The organism is Neisseria sp. Dent CA1/247 (assembly GCF_022870825.1).
GTDB classification, from domain to species: Bacteria; Pseudomonadota; Gammaproteobacteria; order Burkholderiales; family Neisseriaceae; genus Neisseria; species Neisseria zoodegmatis.
Window position 1 is genome coordinate 141,173 of the sequence record NZ_CP091522.1, and the last position, 14,526, is coordinate 155,698.

16 protein-coding genes are annotated in these 14,526 nt (G+C 45.7%); 12 read left to right on the top strand and 4 right to left on the bottom strand.

All coding sequences use genetic code 11. The annotated features are described in order from the left end of the window. Nucleotides 1-66: 66 nt before the first annotated feature. The 10 genes from LVJ85_RS00660 (at nucleotide 67) to LVJ85_RS00705 (ending at nucleotide 7,340) form a co-directional block, all read left to right on the top strand. A complete protein-coding gene (locus LVJ85_RS00660; RefSeq protein ID WP_244740588.1) occupies nucleotides 67-420 on the top strand; it encodes an ATP synthase subunit I in 354 nt (117 codons plus the stop codon). Further along, complete coding sequence (gene atpB / locus LVJ85_RS00665; RefSeq protein ID WP_085364284.1) at nucleotides 410-1,276, top strand: F0F1 ATP synthase subunit A; 867 nt, start codon at nucleotides 410-412, stop codon at nucleotides 1,274-1,276. The genes LVJ85_RS00660 and atpB overlap by 11 nt, the downstream gene beginning before the upstream one ends. A 108-nt stretch (nucleotides 1,277-1,384) precedes the next feature. Beyond that, entirely contained in the window at nucleotides 1,385-1,618 is a 234-nt protein-coding gene (gene atpE / locus LVJ85_RS00670; RefSeq protein WP_004284425.1) for a F0F1 ATP synthase subunit C, read from the top strand. Between the two features lie 76 nt (nucleotides 1,619-1,694). After that, on the top strand, nucleotides 1,695-2,165 hold the full coding sequence (locus tag LVJ85_RS00675) for a F0F1 ATP synthase subunit B (RefSeq protein ID WP_085364283.1): 471 nt from the start codon (nucleotides 1,695-1,697) through the stop codon (nucleotides 2,163-2,165). Between the two features lie 4 nt (nucleotides 2,166-2,169). Further along, a complete protein-coding gene (locus LVJ85_RS00680) occupies nucleotides 2,170-2,703 on the top strand; it encodes a F0F1 ATP synthase subunit delta (protein ID WP_244740591.1) in 534 nt (177 codons plus the stop codon). Between the two features lie 10 nt (nucleotides 2,704-2,713). Further along, the gene (atpA, locus tag LVJ85_RS00685; protein ID WP_244740593.1) at nucleotides 2,714-4,261 is read left to right on the top strand and encodes a F0F1 ATP synthase subunit alpha; all 1,548 of its coding nucleotides are present in this window, start codon (nucleotides 2,714-2,716) and stop codon (nucleotides 4,259-4,261) included. 25 nt (nucleotides 4,262-4,286) lie between these two features. Next, nucleotides 4,287-5,162 (top strand): F0F1 ATP synthase subunit gamma, encoded by an 876-nt coding sequence (gene atpG / locus LVJ85_RS00690; RefSeq protein WP_085364280.1) that lies wholly within the window; start codon nucleotides 4,287-4,289, stop codon nucleotides 5,160-5,162. A 36-nt stretch (nucleotides 5,163-5,198) separates the two neighbouring features. Then, a complete protein-coding gene (gene atpD, locus LVJ85_RS00695; RefSeq protein WP_115134111.1) occupies nucleotides 5,199-6,596 on the top strand; it encodes a F0F1 ATP synthase subunit beta in 1,398 nt (465 codons plus the stop codon). A gap of 10 nt (nucleotides 6,597-6,606) precedes the next feature. Then, entirely contained in the window at nucleotides 6,607-7,032 is a 426-nt protein-coding gene (locus LVJ85_RS00700) for a F0F1 ATP synthase subunit epsilon (RefSeq protein ID WP_085364278.1), read from the top strand. A gap of 110 nt (nucleotides 7,033-7,142) precedes the next feature. Beyond that, nucleotides 7,143-7,340 carry a hypothetical protein gene (locus LVJ85_RS00705; RefSeq protein ID WP_244740596.1) on the top strand — a complete coding sequence of 66 codons (198 nt, stop codon included), beginning with the start codon at nucleotides 7,143-7,145 and terminating at the stop codon, nucleotides 7,338-7,340. 298 nt (nucleotides 7,341-7,638) lie between these two features. On the opposite strand, the gene folD is transcribed toward LVJ85_RS00705, so the two are convergent. The 3 genes from folD to LVJ85_RS00720 form a co-directional block, all read right to left on the bottom strand. Further along, nucleotides 7,639-8,493: a bifunctional methylenetetrahydrofolate dehydrogenase/methenyltetrahydrofolate cyclohydrolase FolD gene (folD, locus tag LVJ85_RS00710; RefSeq protein WP_115134114.1), complete on the bottom strand. Its 855-nt coding sequence runs from the start codon at nucleotides 8,491-8,493 to the stop codon at nucleotides 7,639-7,641. A 370-nt stretch (nucleotides 8,494-8,863) separates the two neighbouring features. Beyond that, nucleotides 8,864-10,723 carry a Pycsar system effector family protein gene (locus tag LVJ85_RS00715; protein ID WP_244740598.1) on the bottom strand — a complete coding sequence of 620 codons (1,860 nt, stop codon included), beginning with the start codon at nucleotides 10,721-10,723 and terminating at the stop codon, nucleotides 8,864-8,866. Between the two features lie 275 nt (nucleotides 10,724-10,998). Continuing rightward, entirely contained in the window at nucleotides 10,999-11,601 is a 603-nt protein-coding gene (locus LVJ85_RS00720) for a bifunctional 2-polyprenyl-6-hydroxyphenol methylase/3-demethylubiquinol 3-O-methyltransferase UbiG (protein ID WP_244740600.1), read from the bottom strand. 357 nt (nucleotides 11,602-11,958) lie between these two features. Between LVJ85_RS00720 and LVJ85_RS00725 the strand changes: the two genes are divergently transcribed. Next, entirely contained in the window at nucleotides 11,959-12,747 is a 789-nt protein-coding gene (locus tag LVJ85_RS00725; protein WP_244740602.1) for a Slam-dependent surface lipoprotein, read from the top strand. A 119-nt stretch (nucleotides 12,748-12,866) separates the two neighbouring features. Then, nucleotides 12,867-14,288 carry a surface lipoprotein assembly modifier gene (locus tag LVJ85_RS00730; protein WP_244740604.1) on the top strand — a complete coding sequence of 474 codons (1,422 nt, stop codon included), beginning with the start codon at nucleotides 12,867-12,869 and terminating at the stop codon, nucleotides 14,286-14,288. On the opposite strand, the gene LVJ85_RS00735 is transcribed toward LVJ85_RS00730, so the two are convergent. Continuing rightward, nucleotides 14,285-14,455, bottom strand: coding sequence for a hypothetical protein (locus LVJ85_RS00735; RefSeq protein WP_244740605.1), 171 nt, complete (start codon nucleotides 14,453-14,455; stop codon nucleotides 14,285-14,287). The genes LVJ85_RS00730 and LVJ85_RS00735 overlap by 4 nt on opposite strands. Between the last annotated feature and the right edge of the window lie 71 nt (nucleotides 14,456-14,526).

The following is a 14,526-nucleotide window of genomic DNA, read 5'->3' on the forward strand; positions in this document are numbered from 1 at the left end:
TGTCTTGACGCTTAAACGCATCTTGATTATAGTAGCCCCGCTTAATAGTGCCTTTGAGTCACTTGTATGAATAAGATTTTATATGTGCAGATGGCTGCATTGGCAATTGTTGCAGTTTTATGTGCAGCAATCAGCGGGATGAGCGGCTTTTGGTCTGCTTTGGCAGGTGGGTTGAGCTACTTGCTGCCCTCTGCAGTGGCGGTTTTACTTTTAAAACTTTTCAAACCTTATCCGCATTTAGCCGGAAAAATTTTCTTACTGGGAGAAGGTTTAAAAGTAATGCTGGCATTAGTGTTGATGATTGTCATCTTCGCAGTTTGGCACGAAACACTAAAATTTCTACCCTATATTGCAGGGTTATTTGTGGTCAGCCATCTGGTTTTTTTAGCATTGTTGAGAGTTAGAGACTATGGCAGGTGAATCAATGACTGCTGCCGACTACATCAAGCACCATTTACAAAGCTTGACTAGTTTGCAGGACGTAACCCAAGGTCAGGGCCTTAAGAATATTGCCGACTTTTCATTCATCAACTTGGATGCCGTATTTTTTGCGGTATTATTGGGTGTGATCGGTAGCTTTTTCTTATGGCGCGGAGCAAAAAAAGCGACTGCAGGCGTGCCCGGACGTTTCCAAGCCGCAGTAGAAATCCTATTTGAATTTGTGGACGATATGTGTAAAAGCATTGTTCACAATGAACAATCACGCAAATTTGTCGCACCTTTAGGCCTGACATTATTTGTATGGATTTTCCTGATGAACGCCATGGACTTGCTCCCCGTAGATTTGTTGCCTTTAGGCTGGCAGATGGCTACCGGCGAACATCATGCTTTGCTGCGTGTCGTTCCTACGGCCGATTTAAATACCACATTGGCTATGGCAATCGGCGTATTGATGATCTGTATTTTCTATAATGTCAAAATCAAAGGGTTTGGCGGTTGGATGCACGAAATGTTTACCGCTCCGTTTGGCCCGATGTTAGCCCCTGCCAATTTCATTTTGAATATTGTTGAATTTTTATCGAAAACCGTGTCGCACGGTATGCGGTTGTTCGGTAATATGTATGCGGGTGAATTGGTATTCCTGTTGATCGCACTTTTGGGTGGCGCTTGGGCTGTGTCAGGTAGCGTAGGAATTATGGATCCGATTATGTTTGTGTTCCATATTCTCGCAGGCTTGGTATGGGCCATCTTCCACATTTTGGTTATTACCTTGCAAGCATTTATCTTCATGGCTTTGGCTTTCGTATATATCGGCCAAGCGCATGACGCACACTAATTTGATTTTTAATACACGATAAAGATTGATTAGTCTGCTTTTTAAAGTAGAAGAAATAGTTTTTTCAACGTAGTTTTTAACCTTTGTTTTTAATTAAGGAGTTTTAAAATGGGTTTGATTGCTATCGCATGTGGTTTGATTGTTGCATTGGGTGCGCTGGGTGCGTCAATCGGCATTGCCATGGTGGGTTCTAAATATTTGGAATCTTCTGCACGCCAACCTGAATTGATTGGCCCGCTGCAAACCAAACTGTTCTTGATTGCCGGCTTGATCGATGCCGCGTTCTTGATCGGTGTGGCTATTGCCCTGCTGTTTGCTTTCGTTAACCCGTTTGCAGGCTAATCCGAACAGGAAACCGTTTCGATCTCTATGCGAAACACTGTTTGTTTGATTAACCCTAATACGAAGGTTAAGTAAAGTGAATATTAATGCAACCTTATTTGCGCAGTTAATCGTATTTTTCGGTTTGGTGTGGTTTACTATGAAATTTGTGTGGCCACCCATTGCGAAAGCTTTGGACGAGCGCGCCGATAAAATCGCAGAGGGCTTGGCTGCAGCCGAGCGCGGTAAGAGCGATTTTGAGCAGGCAGAAAAGAAAGTTGCAGAACTCTTGGCTGATGGGCGTAATCAAGTTGCCGAAATGGTAGCTAACGCCGAAAAGCGAGCGGCAAAAATTGTAGAAGAAGCTAAAGAACAAGCTTCAAATGAAGCCGCCCGCATTACAGCGCAAGCCAAAGCTGATGTAGAGCAGGAAACAAACCGTGCTCGCGAAGCGTTACGTGAGCAAGTTGCTGCATTGGCTGTAAAAGGTGCTGAATCTATCTTGCGCAGTGAAGTAAATGCTGAAAAGCACGCGCAAATATTAAGTGCCCTAAAACAGGAGCTGTAATCTTATGGCTGAGTTCGCAACAATTGCTAGACCCTATGCAAAAGCATTGTTTGGGTTGGCACAAGAAAAAAACCAAATACAGTCTTGGTTGGGCGGACTAAAAGAATTGGCGTCTGTTGTGCAACAGGAAAAAGTTGCTGCATTTATCGAACAGCCGGAGCAAGACGCTGCTGAAAAAGCAGATGTTTTGGCAAAGCTGGTTGATTTGAGCGACCAAAATCTGAAAAATTTTGTATTGGTACTTGCCGAGCAAAAACGCTTACAGATTCTCCCTGAAGTTTATGCGCAATTTCAAGACTTAACTTTGGCACTCAATCAAACAAAACAAGCCGTTATTTACAGTGCTTATCCTTTAAATGATGTGCAGTTGAATGATTTGACCAACGAATTGCAAAAACGTTTTGGTACCAATTTAGTAGCTACTACTCAGGTAGATGAGTCATTAATTGGTGGGGTCAAAGTTGAGATTGGTGACCAAGTATTGGATCTGTCGTTACAAGGCAAATTGAATGCTTTGTATACGGCTATGACAAATTAGGAGAGTTTTCATGCAGCTTAATCCTGCTGAAATTAGCGATTTGATTAAAGCCAAGATAGAAAATTTATCTGTTAATGCAGAAATTCGTACTCGTGGCACAGTAATCTCTGTTACAGACGGTATTGTACGCATTCATGGCTTGTCAGACGTTATGCAAGGTGAAATGCTTGAATTCCCCGGCAACACGTTCGGTTTGGCTATGAACTTGGAGCGCGACTCCGTAGGTGCTGTCGTGCTGGGTGAATATGAGCATATTAAAGAAGGTGACGAAGTTAAGTGTACCGGGCGCATTTTAGAAGTGCCTATCGGTCGTGAATTGGTTGGTCGTGTTGTTAATGCTTTGGGTCATCCTATTGATGGGAAAGGCCCGATCAATACTACTCTGACTGCGCCGATTGAAAAAATTGCTCCGGGTGTTATTGCTCGTCAATCTGTTGATCAGCCGATGCAAACCGGCTTGAAATCAATTGATTCCATGGTGCCTATTGGTCGCGGCCAACGTGAGTTGATTATCGGTGACCGTCAAACTGGTAAAACAGCAGTTGCATTAGATGCAATCGTTAACCAAAAAGGTACAGGCGTTGTTTGTATTTACGTGGCAGTAGGTCAAAAAGCTTCTTCAATTGCCAACGTGGTACGTAAGCTGGAAGAATATGGTGCAATGGAACATACCATTGTTGTTGCGGCGACTGCTTCGGAAGCAGCAGCTTTGCAATTTATCGCACCTTATTCAGGCTGTACAATGGGTGAATTTTTCCGTGACCGTGGCGAAGATGCATTAATTGTTTATGACGACTTGTCCAAGCAAGCGGTTGCTTACCGTCAGATTTCTTTGCTGTTGCGTCGTCCTCCCGGTCGTGAAGCTTATCCTGGAGACGTATTCTACTTGCACAGCCGCTTGCTGGAACGTGCTGCACGTATTAATGCAGACGAAGTAGAAAAGCTGACAAATGGCGAAGTAAAAGGCAAAACAGGCTCATTGACTGCCTTGCCCATTATTGAAACCCAAGCAGGTGACGTATCAGCTTTCGTGCCTACCAACGTGATTTCTATTACAGACGGCCAAATCTTCTTGGAAACCGACTTGTTCAACTCGGGTATTCGCCCTGCAATTAATGCGGGTATTTCGGTGTCTCGAGTGGGTGGTGCAGCACAAACTAAAGTAATTAAGAAACTTGGTGGCGGTATTCGTTTGGCTTTGGCTCAATATCGTGAGCTGGCTGCATTCTCGCAATTTGCCTCAGACCTTGACGAAGCGACAAGAAAACAACTTCAACATGGTGAAGTGGTAACTGAGTTGATGAAGCAAAAGCAATTCAGTACATTGAATACTGCTGAAATGGCATTGACATTGTGGGCTATTAATAACGGCTCATATGAAGATGTTCCGGTATCGAAAGCCTTAGCTTTTGAAGCTGAATTCCTGAGCTATGTGCGCACTCAACATCCAGATGTGCTTGATGCTATTAACGCTTCAGGTGCGATGTCTGATGATAATGAGCAAGTGCTGATTCAGGCTATGAAATCATTCAAATCTTCTTACGCTTATCAAGCTTAAGAATTCAGGATGAAAGGAGTCTGAAATGGCAGTAGGAAAAGAGATTCTCACCAAAATCCGTAGTGTTCAAAATACACAAAAGATCACTAAAGCGATGCAAATGGTGTCAACCTCTAAAATGCGGAAGACTCAAGAGCGGATGCGTCTTGCGCGTCCGTACGCTGAAAAAGTGCGTTTAGTTATGAGCCATTTGGCACAGACCCATTCGGACCATGGTGTCAAATTGCTTGAATCGCATCGTAGCGTACAACGCGTAGGATTTATTTTGATCACCACCGATAAAGGTTTATGTGGTGGCTTGAATGCTAATGTATTGAAGAAATTTTTAGCACAAGTTCAAGAGTATCAAGACCAAGGTATTGAAGTTGATGTTGTGTGCTTTGGCAGCAAAGGATTAGCAGCTTGCCAACGAATCGGATTAAATGTAATCGCTAGTGTGGTTAATTTGGGCGATACCCCACGCATGGAAAAATTGCTGGGAGCATTGACTGAAATTTTCCAACGCTATGAGAAACAGCATTTAGATGTGATTCATTTGGTGTATTCTGGCTTTGTTAATACTATGCGTCAGGAACCGCGCAATGAGATTTTATTGCCAGTAGGTCAAAACACAATCGAAAGCGTAAGCGAAAATAGCGATTACAATTGGGATTATCGTTATGAGCCAAGCCCGGTTGCTGTTTTGGAATATTTAGTCCGCCGCTATTTAGAGTCTGTGGTTTATCAGGCACTAAGCGACAATATGGCATCAGAACAAGCCGCACGTATGGTAGCAATGAAGGCTGCTACGGATAATGCAGGTAATGCCATTAAAGAATTGCGTTTGGTGTATAACAAGTCGCGTCAAGCGGCGATTACCACAGAGTTGTCAGAAATTGTTGCAGGTGCAGCTGCTGTTTAAGGCTGCTGCGCCGTTCATTTAAAATAGGATACGATAATGAGCCAAGGCAAAATCGTACAAATCATTGGTGCTGTAGTTGACGTTGAGTTTCCTCGTGATGCTATTCCGCACGTATATGATGCCCTGAAGTTGGTTGACCAAGATTTGACTTTGGAAGTTCAACAGCTTTTGGGAGATGGTGTAGTACGTACCATTGCAATGGGTAGTTCAGACGGCCTTAAGCGCGGTATGTCTGTAGTGAATACAGGCTCTCCGATTACTGTGCCCGTAGGTAAAGCTACACTGGGTCGTATTATGGATGTACTTGGTAATCCGGTAGATGAAGCCGGTCCGGTTGGTGCGGATGTAAAGCGTGCCATTCACCAAGAGGCACCTAAATTCGACGAGCTTTCCAGCACAACTGAATTGTTGGAAACCGGTATTAAAGTGATTGACTTGCTTTGCCCGTTTGCAAAAGGCGGTAAAGTAGGTTTGTTTGGTGGTGCCGGCGTGGGTAAAACCGTAAATATGATGGAGTTGATCAACAACATCGCGAAGGCACATAGTGGTTTGTCTGTATTCGCCGGTGTAGGTGAGCGTACCCGTGAAGGTAATGACTTCTACCACGAGATGAAAGACTCCAACGTATTGGACAAAGTAGCCATGGTTTATGGCCAGATGAATGAACCTCCGGGTAACCGTTTGCGCGTTGCTTTGACTGGTTTGACTATGGCCGAATATTTCCGTGACGAGAAAGATGAAAACGGCAAAGGTCGTGACGTCTTGTTCTTTGTGGATAATATCTATCGCTATACTTTGGCCGGTACCGAAGTGTCTGCATTATTAGGCCGTATGCCGTCTGCAGTAGGTTATCAGCCTACATTGGCAGAAGAAATGGGTCGCTTGCAGGAGCGTATTACTTCTACTCAAACAGGTTCTATTACTTCTATTCAAGCCGTGTATGTACCTGCGGATGACTTGACTGACCCGTCTCCGGCTACCACCTTTGCCCACTTGGACGCAACAGTAGTGTTGAGCCGTGATATTGCTTCTTTGGGTATTTATCCTGCAGTTGACCCGTTGGATTCTACCTCGCGTCAATTGGATCCAATGGTTTTGGGTCAAGAACACTATGATGTAGCACGCGGCGTTCAATCTACTCTGCAAAAATATAAAGAGCTGAGAGATATTATTGCAATTTTGGGTATGGATGAGTTATCTGATGAAGATAAACTGACAGTAATGCGTGCTCGTAAGATTCAGCGTTTCTTGTCACAACCGTTCCACGTTGCAGAAGTATTTACAGGCTCTCCGGGCAAATACGTTTCATTGCGTGACACCATTGCAGGCTTCAAAGCGATCTTGAGCGGTGAATATGACCACTTGCCGGAGCAAGCTTTCTATATGGTTGGCGGCATTGAAGAAGCTGTAGAGAAAGCGAAAACCGTAAGCTAAGGAGGCCGGCATGAGTATCATGCAAGTTGAAGTGGTAAGTAATGAGCAGAATATTTATTCAGGGGAGGCCAGCTTTGTAGTTGTGCCGACTCTGACAGGTGAGCTTGGTATTTACCCGAGACATGAGCCGATCATGAGTTTAGTTCGCCCGGGTGCTTTGCGTTTGACCGTACCTGGTGCAGCTGATGAAATATTGGTAGCCGTTTCAGGTGGGCTTTTAGAGGTTCAACCTGATAAGCTGACTGTGTTGGCTGATGTGGCAGTACGCAGTGAAGAAATGGATCAAGCTCGAGCTGAGGAAGCTAAGAAAGCTGCTGAGGCACGCATTTCTCAGGCTGGTGATGATGAATCATTGGCTAAGGCACATGCTGCGTTGGCTGCTGCAATTGCACAGTTGAAAACCTTGGATTATATTCGCTCGCAAAGAAATAAATAATAGAAATAGATTGTTTATTTACCCAAGAAAAGCACAGTTTTTACTGTGCTTTTCTTTTTTGTGTAAGGGGTAGGGGGAAAGATTTTTGATTTACACATAGTTTGAGACCTTTGCAAAACCCCCATCTGCCGCACATTTCTGCGTTGTGCGCTGCTCGCTCGTTTGCCTATCTATATGATATGTCTGCACTTGCTGTGCTGCTACGCCTTGAACTGCATCCATATCTGAGGGTTTTGCAAAGTCTCAGTTTGAAGCTTTTAAATGTGCTTCTCGATTTGGATAAACACCGTATAAGTAAAAAAATTTGATTTTACGACGCTATTATTAGACAAAAAATGTTTTTAACCAAAGTCTTAAGTGCTATATGTTTTTGCAGCAGCTTAAATGGAGGCAAGGGTGTTGGTGCCTAATGATCGTGCATCTGAGGAAGGATAAAGGAATATTAGAATAAACCAACAGCCGAAATCCTGCAATCGGACTTCGGCTGTTGATTTTGGTGAAGAACTTAACCTAGATTGATTGAGATTGTCTGTTTGTATCAATCTTAACTTTGCGATATCCATAATGGTATGGTGAGAATGACTATATTAATCAGACGATTATTAATCAGACATCGTGAAGTTCAGCAGCTTGTAGGGTGTTTTCTAAAAGTGTCGCAATTGTCATTGGGCCTACACCTCCGGGGACGGGGGTAATCATCGATGCTCGCTCTTTGGCTGCATTAAATTCTACATCACCGCACAGTTTGCCGTCTTCTAGGCGGTTGATGCCTACATCAATGACAACGGCGCCCGGTTTAATCCACTCGCCTTTTACAAAATTAGGAATGCCTACACCTACGACCACGATATCTGCAGCGCCTACTTCTTCGGCCAGATTCTGGGTGGCGCTGTGGCAAACGGTTACGGTGGCGCGGGCTAATAAGAGTTCTAATGCTTGTGGTCTGCCGACAATATTTGAAGCGCCGACGACAACAGCTTTTTTGCCTTTGGGGTCGATGTTATAAGCTTCTAATAAAGTCATCACACCTTTGGGTGTGCAAGGACGGAGGAGCGGCATTTTTACGGCGAGACGGCCTACATTATAGGGATGGAAGCCGTCTACGTCTTTATGAGGTAAGATTCGTTCCAATACTGCTTGGCTGTTGATTTGAGCGGGTAAGGGCAGTTGTACCAAAATGCCGTCAACGCCGGCATCAGCGTTTAAATCGTCTACCAATTTGAGCAGGGTGTCTTGAGAGGTGTCTGCGGGCAGTTCGTAGGAGAGTGAGCGGAAACCGACTTTTTCACAAGCTGTTTTTTTATTGCGCACATATACGGCACTGGCGGGATCATCGCCTACCAATACGACAGCCAAGCATGGGGCACGTAAGCCGGCTGATTGGCGGGCTGCTGTTTTTTGTTTGAGCATTTCTAAACGTTGTTGGGAAATCTCTTTGCCATTAATCAATTGCGCGCTCATGATGCGGTTTCCTTCGGTAAAGTGGAAGATAAGCGCAGATTATCGCATTTTTAACATTTGATTTCATCTGGTGTAATTAAACGAGGCAGACGGGATAGAGATTGTTGGCACGATTGCTTTGTTTACAGAAAAATAAGCTGATCTACCAAATATAGCCTTGTTCATTTGGTTTTTCCGCAAGGTAATCTCCAAATTTGGGCTTGCTGGACTGGATTCTTGAGTTTAGCTTTAGGTTGGAGGATATTTTCAGACGGCCTTCAGGAGCATAAGAACAAGTTTGTTGTCTATATAAAAAGCACTTGGCAAGGAGATGCCAAGTGCTTTTATTTTAAGCCTATTTGGAAACAAGGCTTTTATTTTTTAATAGGCTTTAGAATTTATCGTATTCTACGATCATGTATTTACCACCGATATTTTTGGTGGCGTCGCCGTCGTCGCTCATGAAAATCAGACGGTTTTGGCCGTTTACCTTCACAGAATCTACAGCTTCGACGTTGGTCATGTGATTCATATTGGGCAAGTCGATAGGTTTGGCTTCGGCGGTAGGTTCGCCGTTCCATAGCCAGAATTGCGGGAATTTCTTGCCTTTTTCATCTTTCACTTCGTTGGTCAAGATAAATGATTTCAATACTGCATCGTAGTTTATCGAGCGGATACCGCCGCCTTTAATATCCAAGAAAGCAACGTCAACAAAGTTGGGTTTGGCTTTTTTCTCAAACATTTCTTTAGGATTGTCGATGTAGAGAATCATGGATTTATCGCTGAACTCGGGGTCACGGAAGCCCAGCAGCAGGTGGTTTTTGGTGGGATCGTAGGCCAAACCTTCGATATTGATGGTTTTGAAATCCAACATCGTGCCGATTTTGCCGCGGATAAGTTGTTCTACTTGCTCTGATGTTTCCAAGATGTCCACCAAGCCGTTAAACGAACTTAATTCCACCACTTCGTTGCCACGGATTTTGAAGCGGATAAAGTGTTCGCGGTCGGGGCGGCGCACGCCTTCCCTGTTGCGGGAATGCGAGGTAATGGCATAAACATAACCGTCGTTATCCAAAGTCAGGCCTTCCAAATCACTCAGTTTGCGTTTGAAGCCGCGGACAATTCGGGTATCGATTGATTCGTTTTCATCTAAAGTACCGTCTTTGTTAAACGATACGATACTGGCAGCGCGGGAATGTTCGTCTTCTATAACCAGCAGGCGGCCGTCAGGCAGCTGCTGTACGGCTGAAGGTTCGTACAACCCTTTGAATGAATTAATGCCGAGATTACGCAGCTCTGCCGCAGCTTTGTCTGCACGCATAGACGGCACGACATTGGGCAGGGTTTTAATCGCGATAAAGGCCAGCACCGAGAAGAGCAGCCCCCAGCGGAAAACGGCATACGACATGTTCAAGTATTTGAACTGCTTGTTAGCCAAAGAGCCGAGCCAGTAAAGCTCTTCACTCATTTTTTTATATACTTCTTCGCGGTTGGCCATAATATCCTGCATCATTTCCCAGTAGCGGTCTTTGGATATTTTGACGCGGTCTTCGTAAATCAGAATATTGGGCGATTCATCGACAAAATGCGCTTCCGGTTCATATACCCGTGTTTTGAAATCGCGAAGGGAGGCCTTGCGCTTGAACACATCTTTCAGCCATTCGACGGTGGCACGCATTTTACCCATACGCTCTGGAGAGGCCGACAATAAAGCAAAGACAATAGAGGCGGCGGCCGTTGTCATAAAGATGCCGGCCGGCACAAGAAAATCGGGGGAAGTTGAGAAAATAAACGCACCGGAAATCATTAAAGCGGATACGATAAAGCCGTTTAATGAAATCATGATATTGGCTTTGGTTGCTGCCAAAGCCAATAATTCCATTTCCGTACGGAACGCGTTGCGGAACATGGTTTCCACACCTTTTGCCGTGCCCAGTTGCAATGTGGGTTCTTCCGCTGGTTCTGAAGTAGCTTCTTTTTTGGCTTTGCGTTGTTGTTTCAACAGTTTCTTTTTGGCTTTTTTGGCTGCGGCCGCCGGATCGTCGGCAGATTCGGATTCGTTTAATGCCGCTTCTTCTGTCGGCGATTGGAGGTTTTCCTTGTCCTCCAAGTTTTCCAGCATCAAAACCGGCTCTTGTGCTGCTAAGTTACTCATTGTGTTGTGCGGCTCATGCGTGTTTTCGGCGTTCATCAAATCGTCGTTTTGCGCCGATTTTTCTGCATGGGTTTTATTGTTTTCTTGTTCTGTCATGGTATGCCTTTGCTTTTTCTAAGGTAATTTTTGCTATTCAGCTCAATTAAAATTTCCGAAGTATCTTAGTTATTGTGAATGTTGGTCAATCAGTTTTACAACATTCCATTATGCATAACATTTATTAACAAAATGTATAGAAAATATATATGGAACATATTGTTACAGTAAATTAGGCAAGCGCAAGGACAAGCATGTTTCGACATGGGCTGTTTGGAGCCAAAATAAAAGTCCCTGATAAATATCAGAGACTTGTCTTGTTTATATTAGTTTCCTTATGGTTGAGGTTTTTTGCCCAGCAGGCAGATGACCGAGCTTAAACCTTGATGGCGGCTGCCTTCGTTCATTTCCCTTACGGAGTGTTCGGCAATCAGCCATTCTAAGCCGGACAAGGCCTGTTGCATTTCTTCCAAGTTGCCCAACAATGCCGGATCGCTGGGGCCGCCTGTGCCGTAAGCAATTTGATCGGGGTGGTAAAACACGCCTGCAAACAAGCCGCCGCTTTTTAATGAGCGGATGATGCGCTGCATGGTGCGCGTACGCTCCGGCTCGGGGAAATGGCAGAACACCGAAGTGATCACCGAATAATGTTCAGACGGCATGTCCATTTCCGTGATGTTGTCGAGGCGGGTGTTAAAGTCCACGCCTTTGCTTTGAGCCAGCTTTTGTGCTTTTTCCAAACCGCGTGCCGACATATCTACGCCTTCCGTTTCCAAGCCTAATTGTGCAAGGAACACGCCGTTGCGCCCCTCGCCGGTAGCCAAATCGAGCGCCTTGCCTTGCGGGGGCAGATACGGGCGGATGCGGGCGATAAATTCGTTTGGTTCGGTACCGAACACATATTCTTCGGGTTGGTAGCGTTCATCCCAGCGCGACATTTCATTCTCCTTCAATCTTAAAAAGTGTTTTCAGACGGCCTCATCAACATTTTTGCAACCGTTAAAAAAACGGTTGTTTCAGGGTGTAGAAAATCCGGTTTTTATGCAGATGAAATTGGCTGAATAATTTATATCAATCAGCAAGATACAAACATTGCCCAAATCTTTACCTGAATTAAAATCCGGCTAATTTTAACCTAAGTTTCGATTCATACAATGAGAATCAAACAATAAGGCATAACCCGATGCACAGGGTTGAAGAGATTTAACGCTGCATACACGGTCATGAACAATAATTGTTGCGCCCAGCTGTAAGAAGCTGACTTTGTTTGTCACTTGATGAAAAGGACTACGACTATGAAACTCAACCTGAAAAAAACTGCTGCTGTTATCTTGGCTGCAACTTTGAGCGCCGGCGCTTTTGCCGATTACCATGATTACTGGACGCCGGATCAATCTTATTACGATAACAAAGTAAAAGAGAAGGCTGCGAAAAAAGCTGCCAAAGCCGCTAAGAAAGCTGCCAAAGCCAGATTGCCGAAGCCTGAATCTGAAGCTGTAAACAAAAAACTGCTGAAAAGCGCAGCATACCAATCCGGTATTCACTACAAAGCTTTGGATCACCACAGAGCGAGTGTTGACCGCAACGGCGTGAAAACCATCGTTGCCAAGAACCACTATACCGGCCAAAACATCGGTAAATTCACTTTTAACAGCATCCGCAGCGGCGGTGCAAACGTACAATACGGTGAATGGGTAGGTCGCGAGTTTGCCAAAGGTTCTAACCGTGCGGTTTACTACTCCGGCGACAGCCGCACCAGAAACATGCCTACCTACGGTACCGCTACTTACGCTGTTAAAGGTATCAACAACTACAAAGGCAACAACTTGATGACCGGTACTCTGAAAGCCGACTTCGGTGCCCGCACTTTGGCAGGTTCGTTGAAAAACTCAGCAGTTAACATGAACATCAATTCTTACATCGACACTAAAGATGCAGAATTCGAAGGCTACGCTTACGCCAACGGCCATGTAGGTAAAGTTGACGGCAACTTCTTCGGTAACGGTGCTTCAAGCCTTGCCGGTGTGGCCAAGTTTAAAACCAACCACAGCCTGAACACTGCGTTCGGCGGCGTGAAGAAGTAAGTTAGAACAAACGGGTCTCACGGGAAACTTTCCCTGAACGCCTGAATCCAATCATCCGCTTATTTGTTGCAATATCAAATAAGCGGATTTTTATTTATCTGAACATTTAGGTGCAGATTATGTTGAAAAAAACAGTTTGGCTGTGTTTGATGGCGGCAAGTTGGCCTGCCTTTGCACAAGACGACGATATCCAGCAGCGTTTGTGGCAGAACACCCGTCAGATGGATAGGGCGCAGGAGCGCGAAGTGTGGGAGAAAGACGCTGCCGCCCAAGCTACCATACAGAGCGGGGAAGCTGTAACGCAAGATACCGGTGCCGTACTTTACGAAGCGGTTAACCGCAGCGATTGGGCTGCCGTCCGCCGCCTGCTTGGCCGATACGAACAGCAAGCCGACCACGATAAAGACGTTGCACTGCTGGCGCGTGCCGCACTTGCCCGTGCCGACGGAAAATGGAAACAATCGAAGCAGCACTACGAAACCCTGTTGGAGCGGCAACCTGATTTCACGCGCGGCCGCCTTGATTTGGCCAGATTGTTGTACGAAGGCCATCTGAATCGCGAAGCCGCATCGCAATTTGTGCAAATAGCACGCACGGAAGATTTGCCTGAAAGCGTGCGCGAAAATGTTGAATCTTTTCAGACGGCCTTAAACAAACGCGACTCATGGCGCGGTTCGGCGCAAATCGGTGCGGTATGGAACAGCAACATCAACCAAAGCCCCGGCGCGGGTAAAGAGTGGTGTGTAAACGCGGTAGGCGGTGAGTGCGGAGGCGTGTTACAGGCAGACCCCGTTGAGAATGGTGTCGGCGCACGATACGAAACCACTGCCGTGCGCCGCTGGCAGGTCAAAGGCCATCACGGTGTAACGGTACGCGGCATTGCTTACGGAACGGTTTACCGCAACCAAAAAGCACGCGGTGCGCACACGGCCAATCTGAGCGCAGGTTACCAGTTTGAAAACCACCGTGACAGCTTCACTTTGGCCCCCGTGTTTGAGTGGAACGGCAGCGGCGGTAAAACCGAACACCGCAACTACGGCGTGCGCGGCGAATGGGAAAGAAGCGGCGGCAACTGGTTGTGGAACACCGAGCTGGAGTGGACGCGCTTGGATTATGTAGAACGCTATAAACATTCAGACGGCCGCATGTTCTCGGCCAACAACACTTTAACGTATATTCCGCGCCACGACGTGATACTGTATGCGGGTTTGGACTATCAACGCCGCAAAGCCGCCAACGATGTTTTTGCTTACCGCCAAGCTTCCGCGCGTATCGGCGCGGTCAAAATATTCCCGCAAGGATTCAGTACCGCATTGAATGCGACATTCCGCCGCCGTACCCACGACGGATATGAAAAATTCTTTGAAAACCGCCGCCGCGACAACGAGCAGATTTACACCCTCGGCCTTAACGCCGACCGCTGGAAAGTGGCAGGCTTGAAGCCGGTGCTGAATCTGAAACACCGCAGAGTAAACGGCAATATCGGTTTGAACAGTTACAAGCAAAACGAAATCGGCTTGGCACTGCAAAAAACCTTCTAAAACCGCTTTGGTTCTAAAGAGGCCGTCTGAAACAATCTTTCAGACGGCCTCCATGTTTTCAGACGGCCTAAAAGCATGATTAAGCATTTAAGAACCAAAATAAAAATACGGCGGATGTTGCCCGAATGCTTGCCAAAACAGCGCACAGGAAGTTTGGCCAGCATCATAAAAATCTGTAATTTTCCAACAGGTTTTCAGGTTTCGGGTTAAAATTCCTTTTGTTACGACAAACAGTATC

Bases quoted from the DNA above. Each gene is read 5' to 3' on its own strand.
- atpG (WP_085364280.1), top strand. From the start codon at position 4,287: ATGGCAGTAGGAAAAGAGATTCTCACCAAAATCCGTAGTGTTCAAAAT.
- atpA (WP_244740593.1), top strand. From the start codon at position 2,714: ATGCAGCTTAATCCTGCTGAAATTAGCGATTTGATTAAAGCCAAGATA.
- LVJ85_RS00720 (WP_244740600.1), bottom strand. From the start codon at position 11,601: ATGTCGCGCTGGGATGAACGCTACCAACCCGAAGAATATGTGTTCGGT.
- LVJ85_RS00715 (WP_244740598.1), bottom strand. From the start codon at position 10,723: ATGACAGAACAAGAAAACAATAAAACCCATGCAGAAAAATCGGCGCAA.
- atpB (WP_085364284.1), top strand. From the start codon at position 410: ATGGCAGGTGAATCAATGACTGCTGCCGACTACATCAAGCACCATTTA.
- folD (WP_115134114.1), bottom strand. From the start codon at position 8,493: ATGAGCGCGCAATTGATTAATGGCAAAGAGATTTCCCAACAACGTTTA.
- LVJ85_RS00700 (WP_085364278.1), top strand. From the start codon at position 6,607: ATGAGTATCATGCAAGTTGAAGTGGTAAGTAATGAGCAGAATATTTAT.
- atpD (WP_115134111.1), top strand. From the start codon at position 5,199: ATGAGCCAAGGCAAAATCGTACAAATCATTGGTGCTGTAGTTGACGTT.
- LVJ85_RS00735 (WP_244740605.1), bottom strand. From the start codon at position 14,455: ATGATGCTGGCCAAACTTCCTGTGCGCTGTTTTGGCAAGCATTCGGGC.
- LVJ85_RS00680 (WP_244740591.1), top strand. From the start codon at position 2,170: ATGGCTGAGTTCGCAACAATTGCTAGACCCTATGCAAAAGCATTGTTT.
- atpE (WP_004284425.1), top strand. From the start codon at position 1,385: ATGGGTTTGATTGCTATCGCATGTGGTTTGATTGTTGCATTGGGTGCG.
- LVJ85_RS00725 (WP_244740602.1), top strand. From the start codon at position 11,959: ATGAAACTCAACCTGAAAAAAACTGCTGCTGTTATCTTGGCTGCAACT.
- LVJ85_RS00730 (WP_244740604.1), top strand. From the start codon at position 12,867: ATGTTGAAAAAAACAGTTTGGCTGTGTTTGATGGCGGCAAGTTGGCCT.
- LVJ85_RS00660 (WP_244740588.1), top strand. From the start codon at position 67: ATGAATAAGATTTTATATGTGCAGATGGCTGCATTGGCAATTGTTGCA.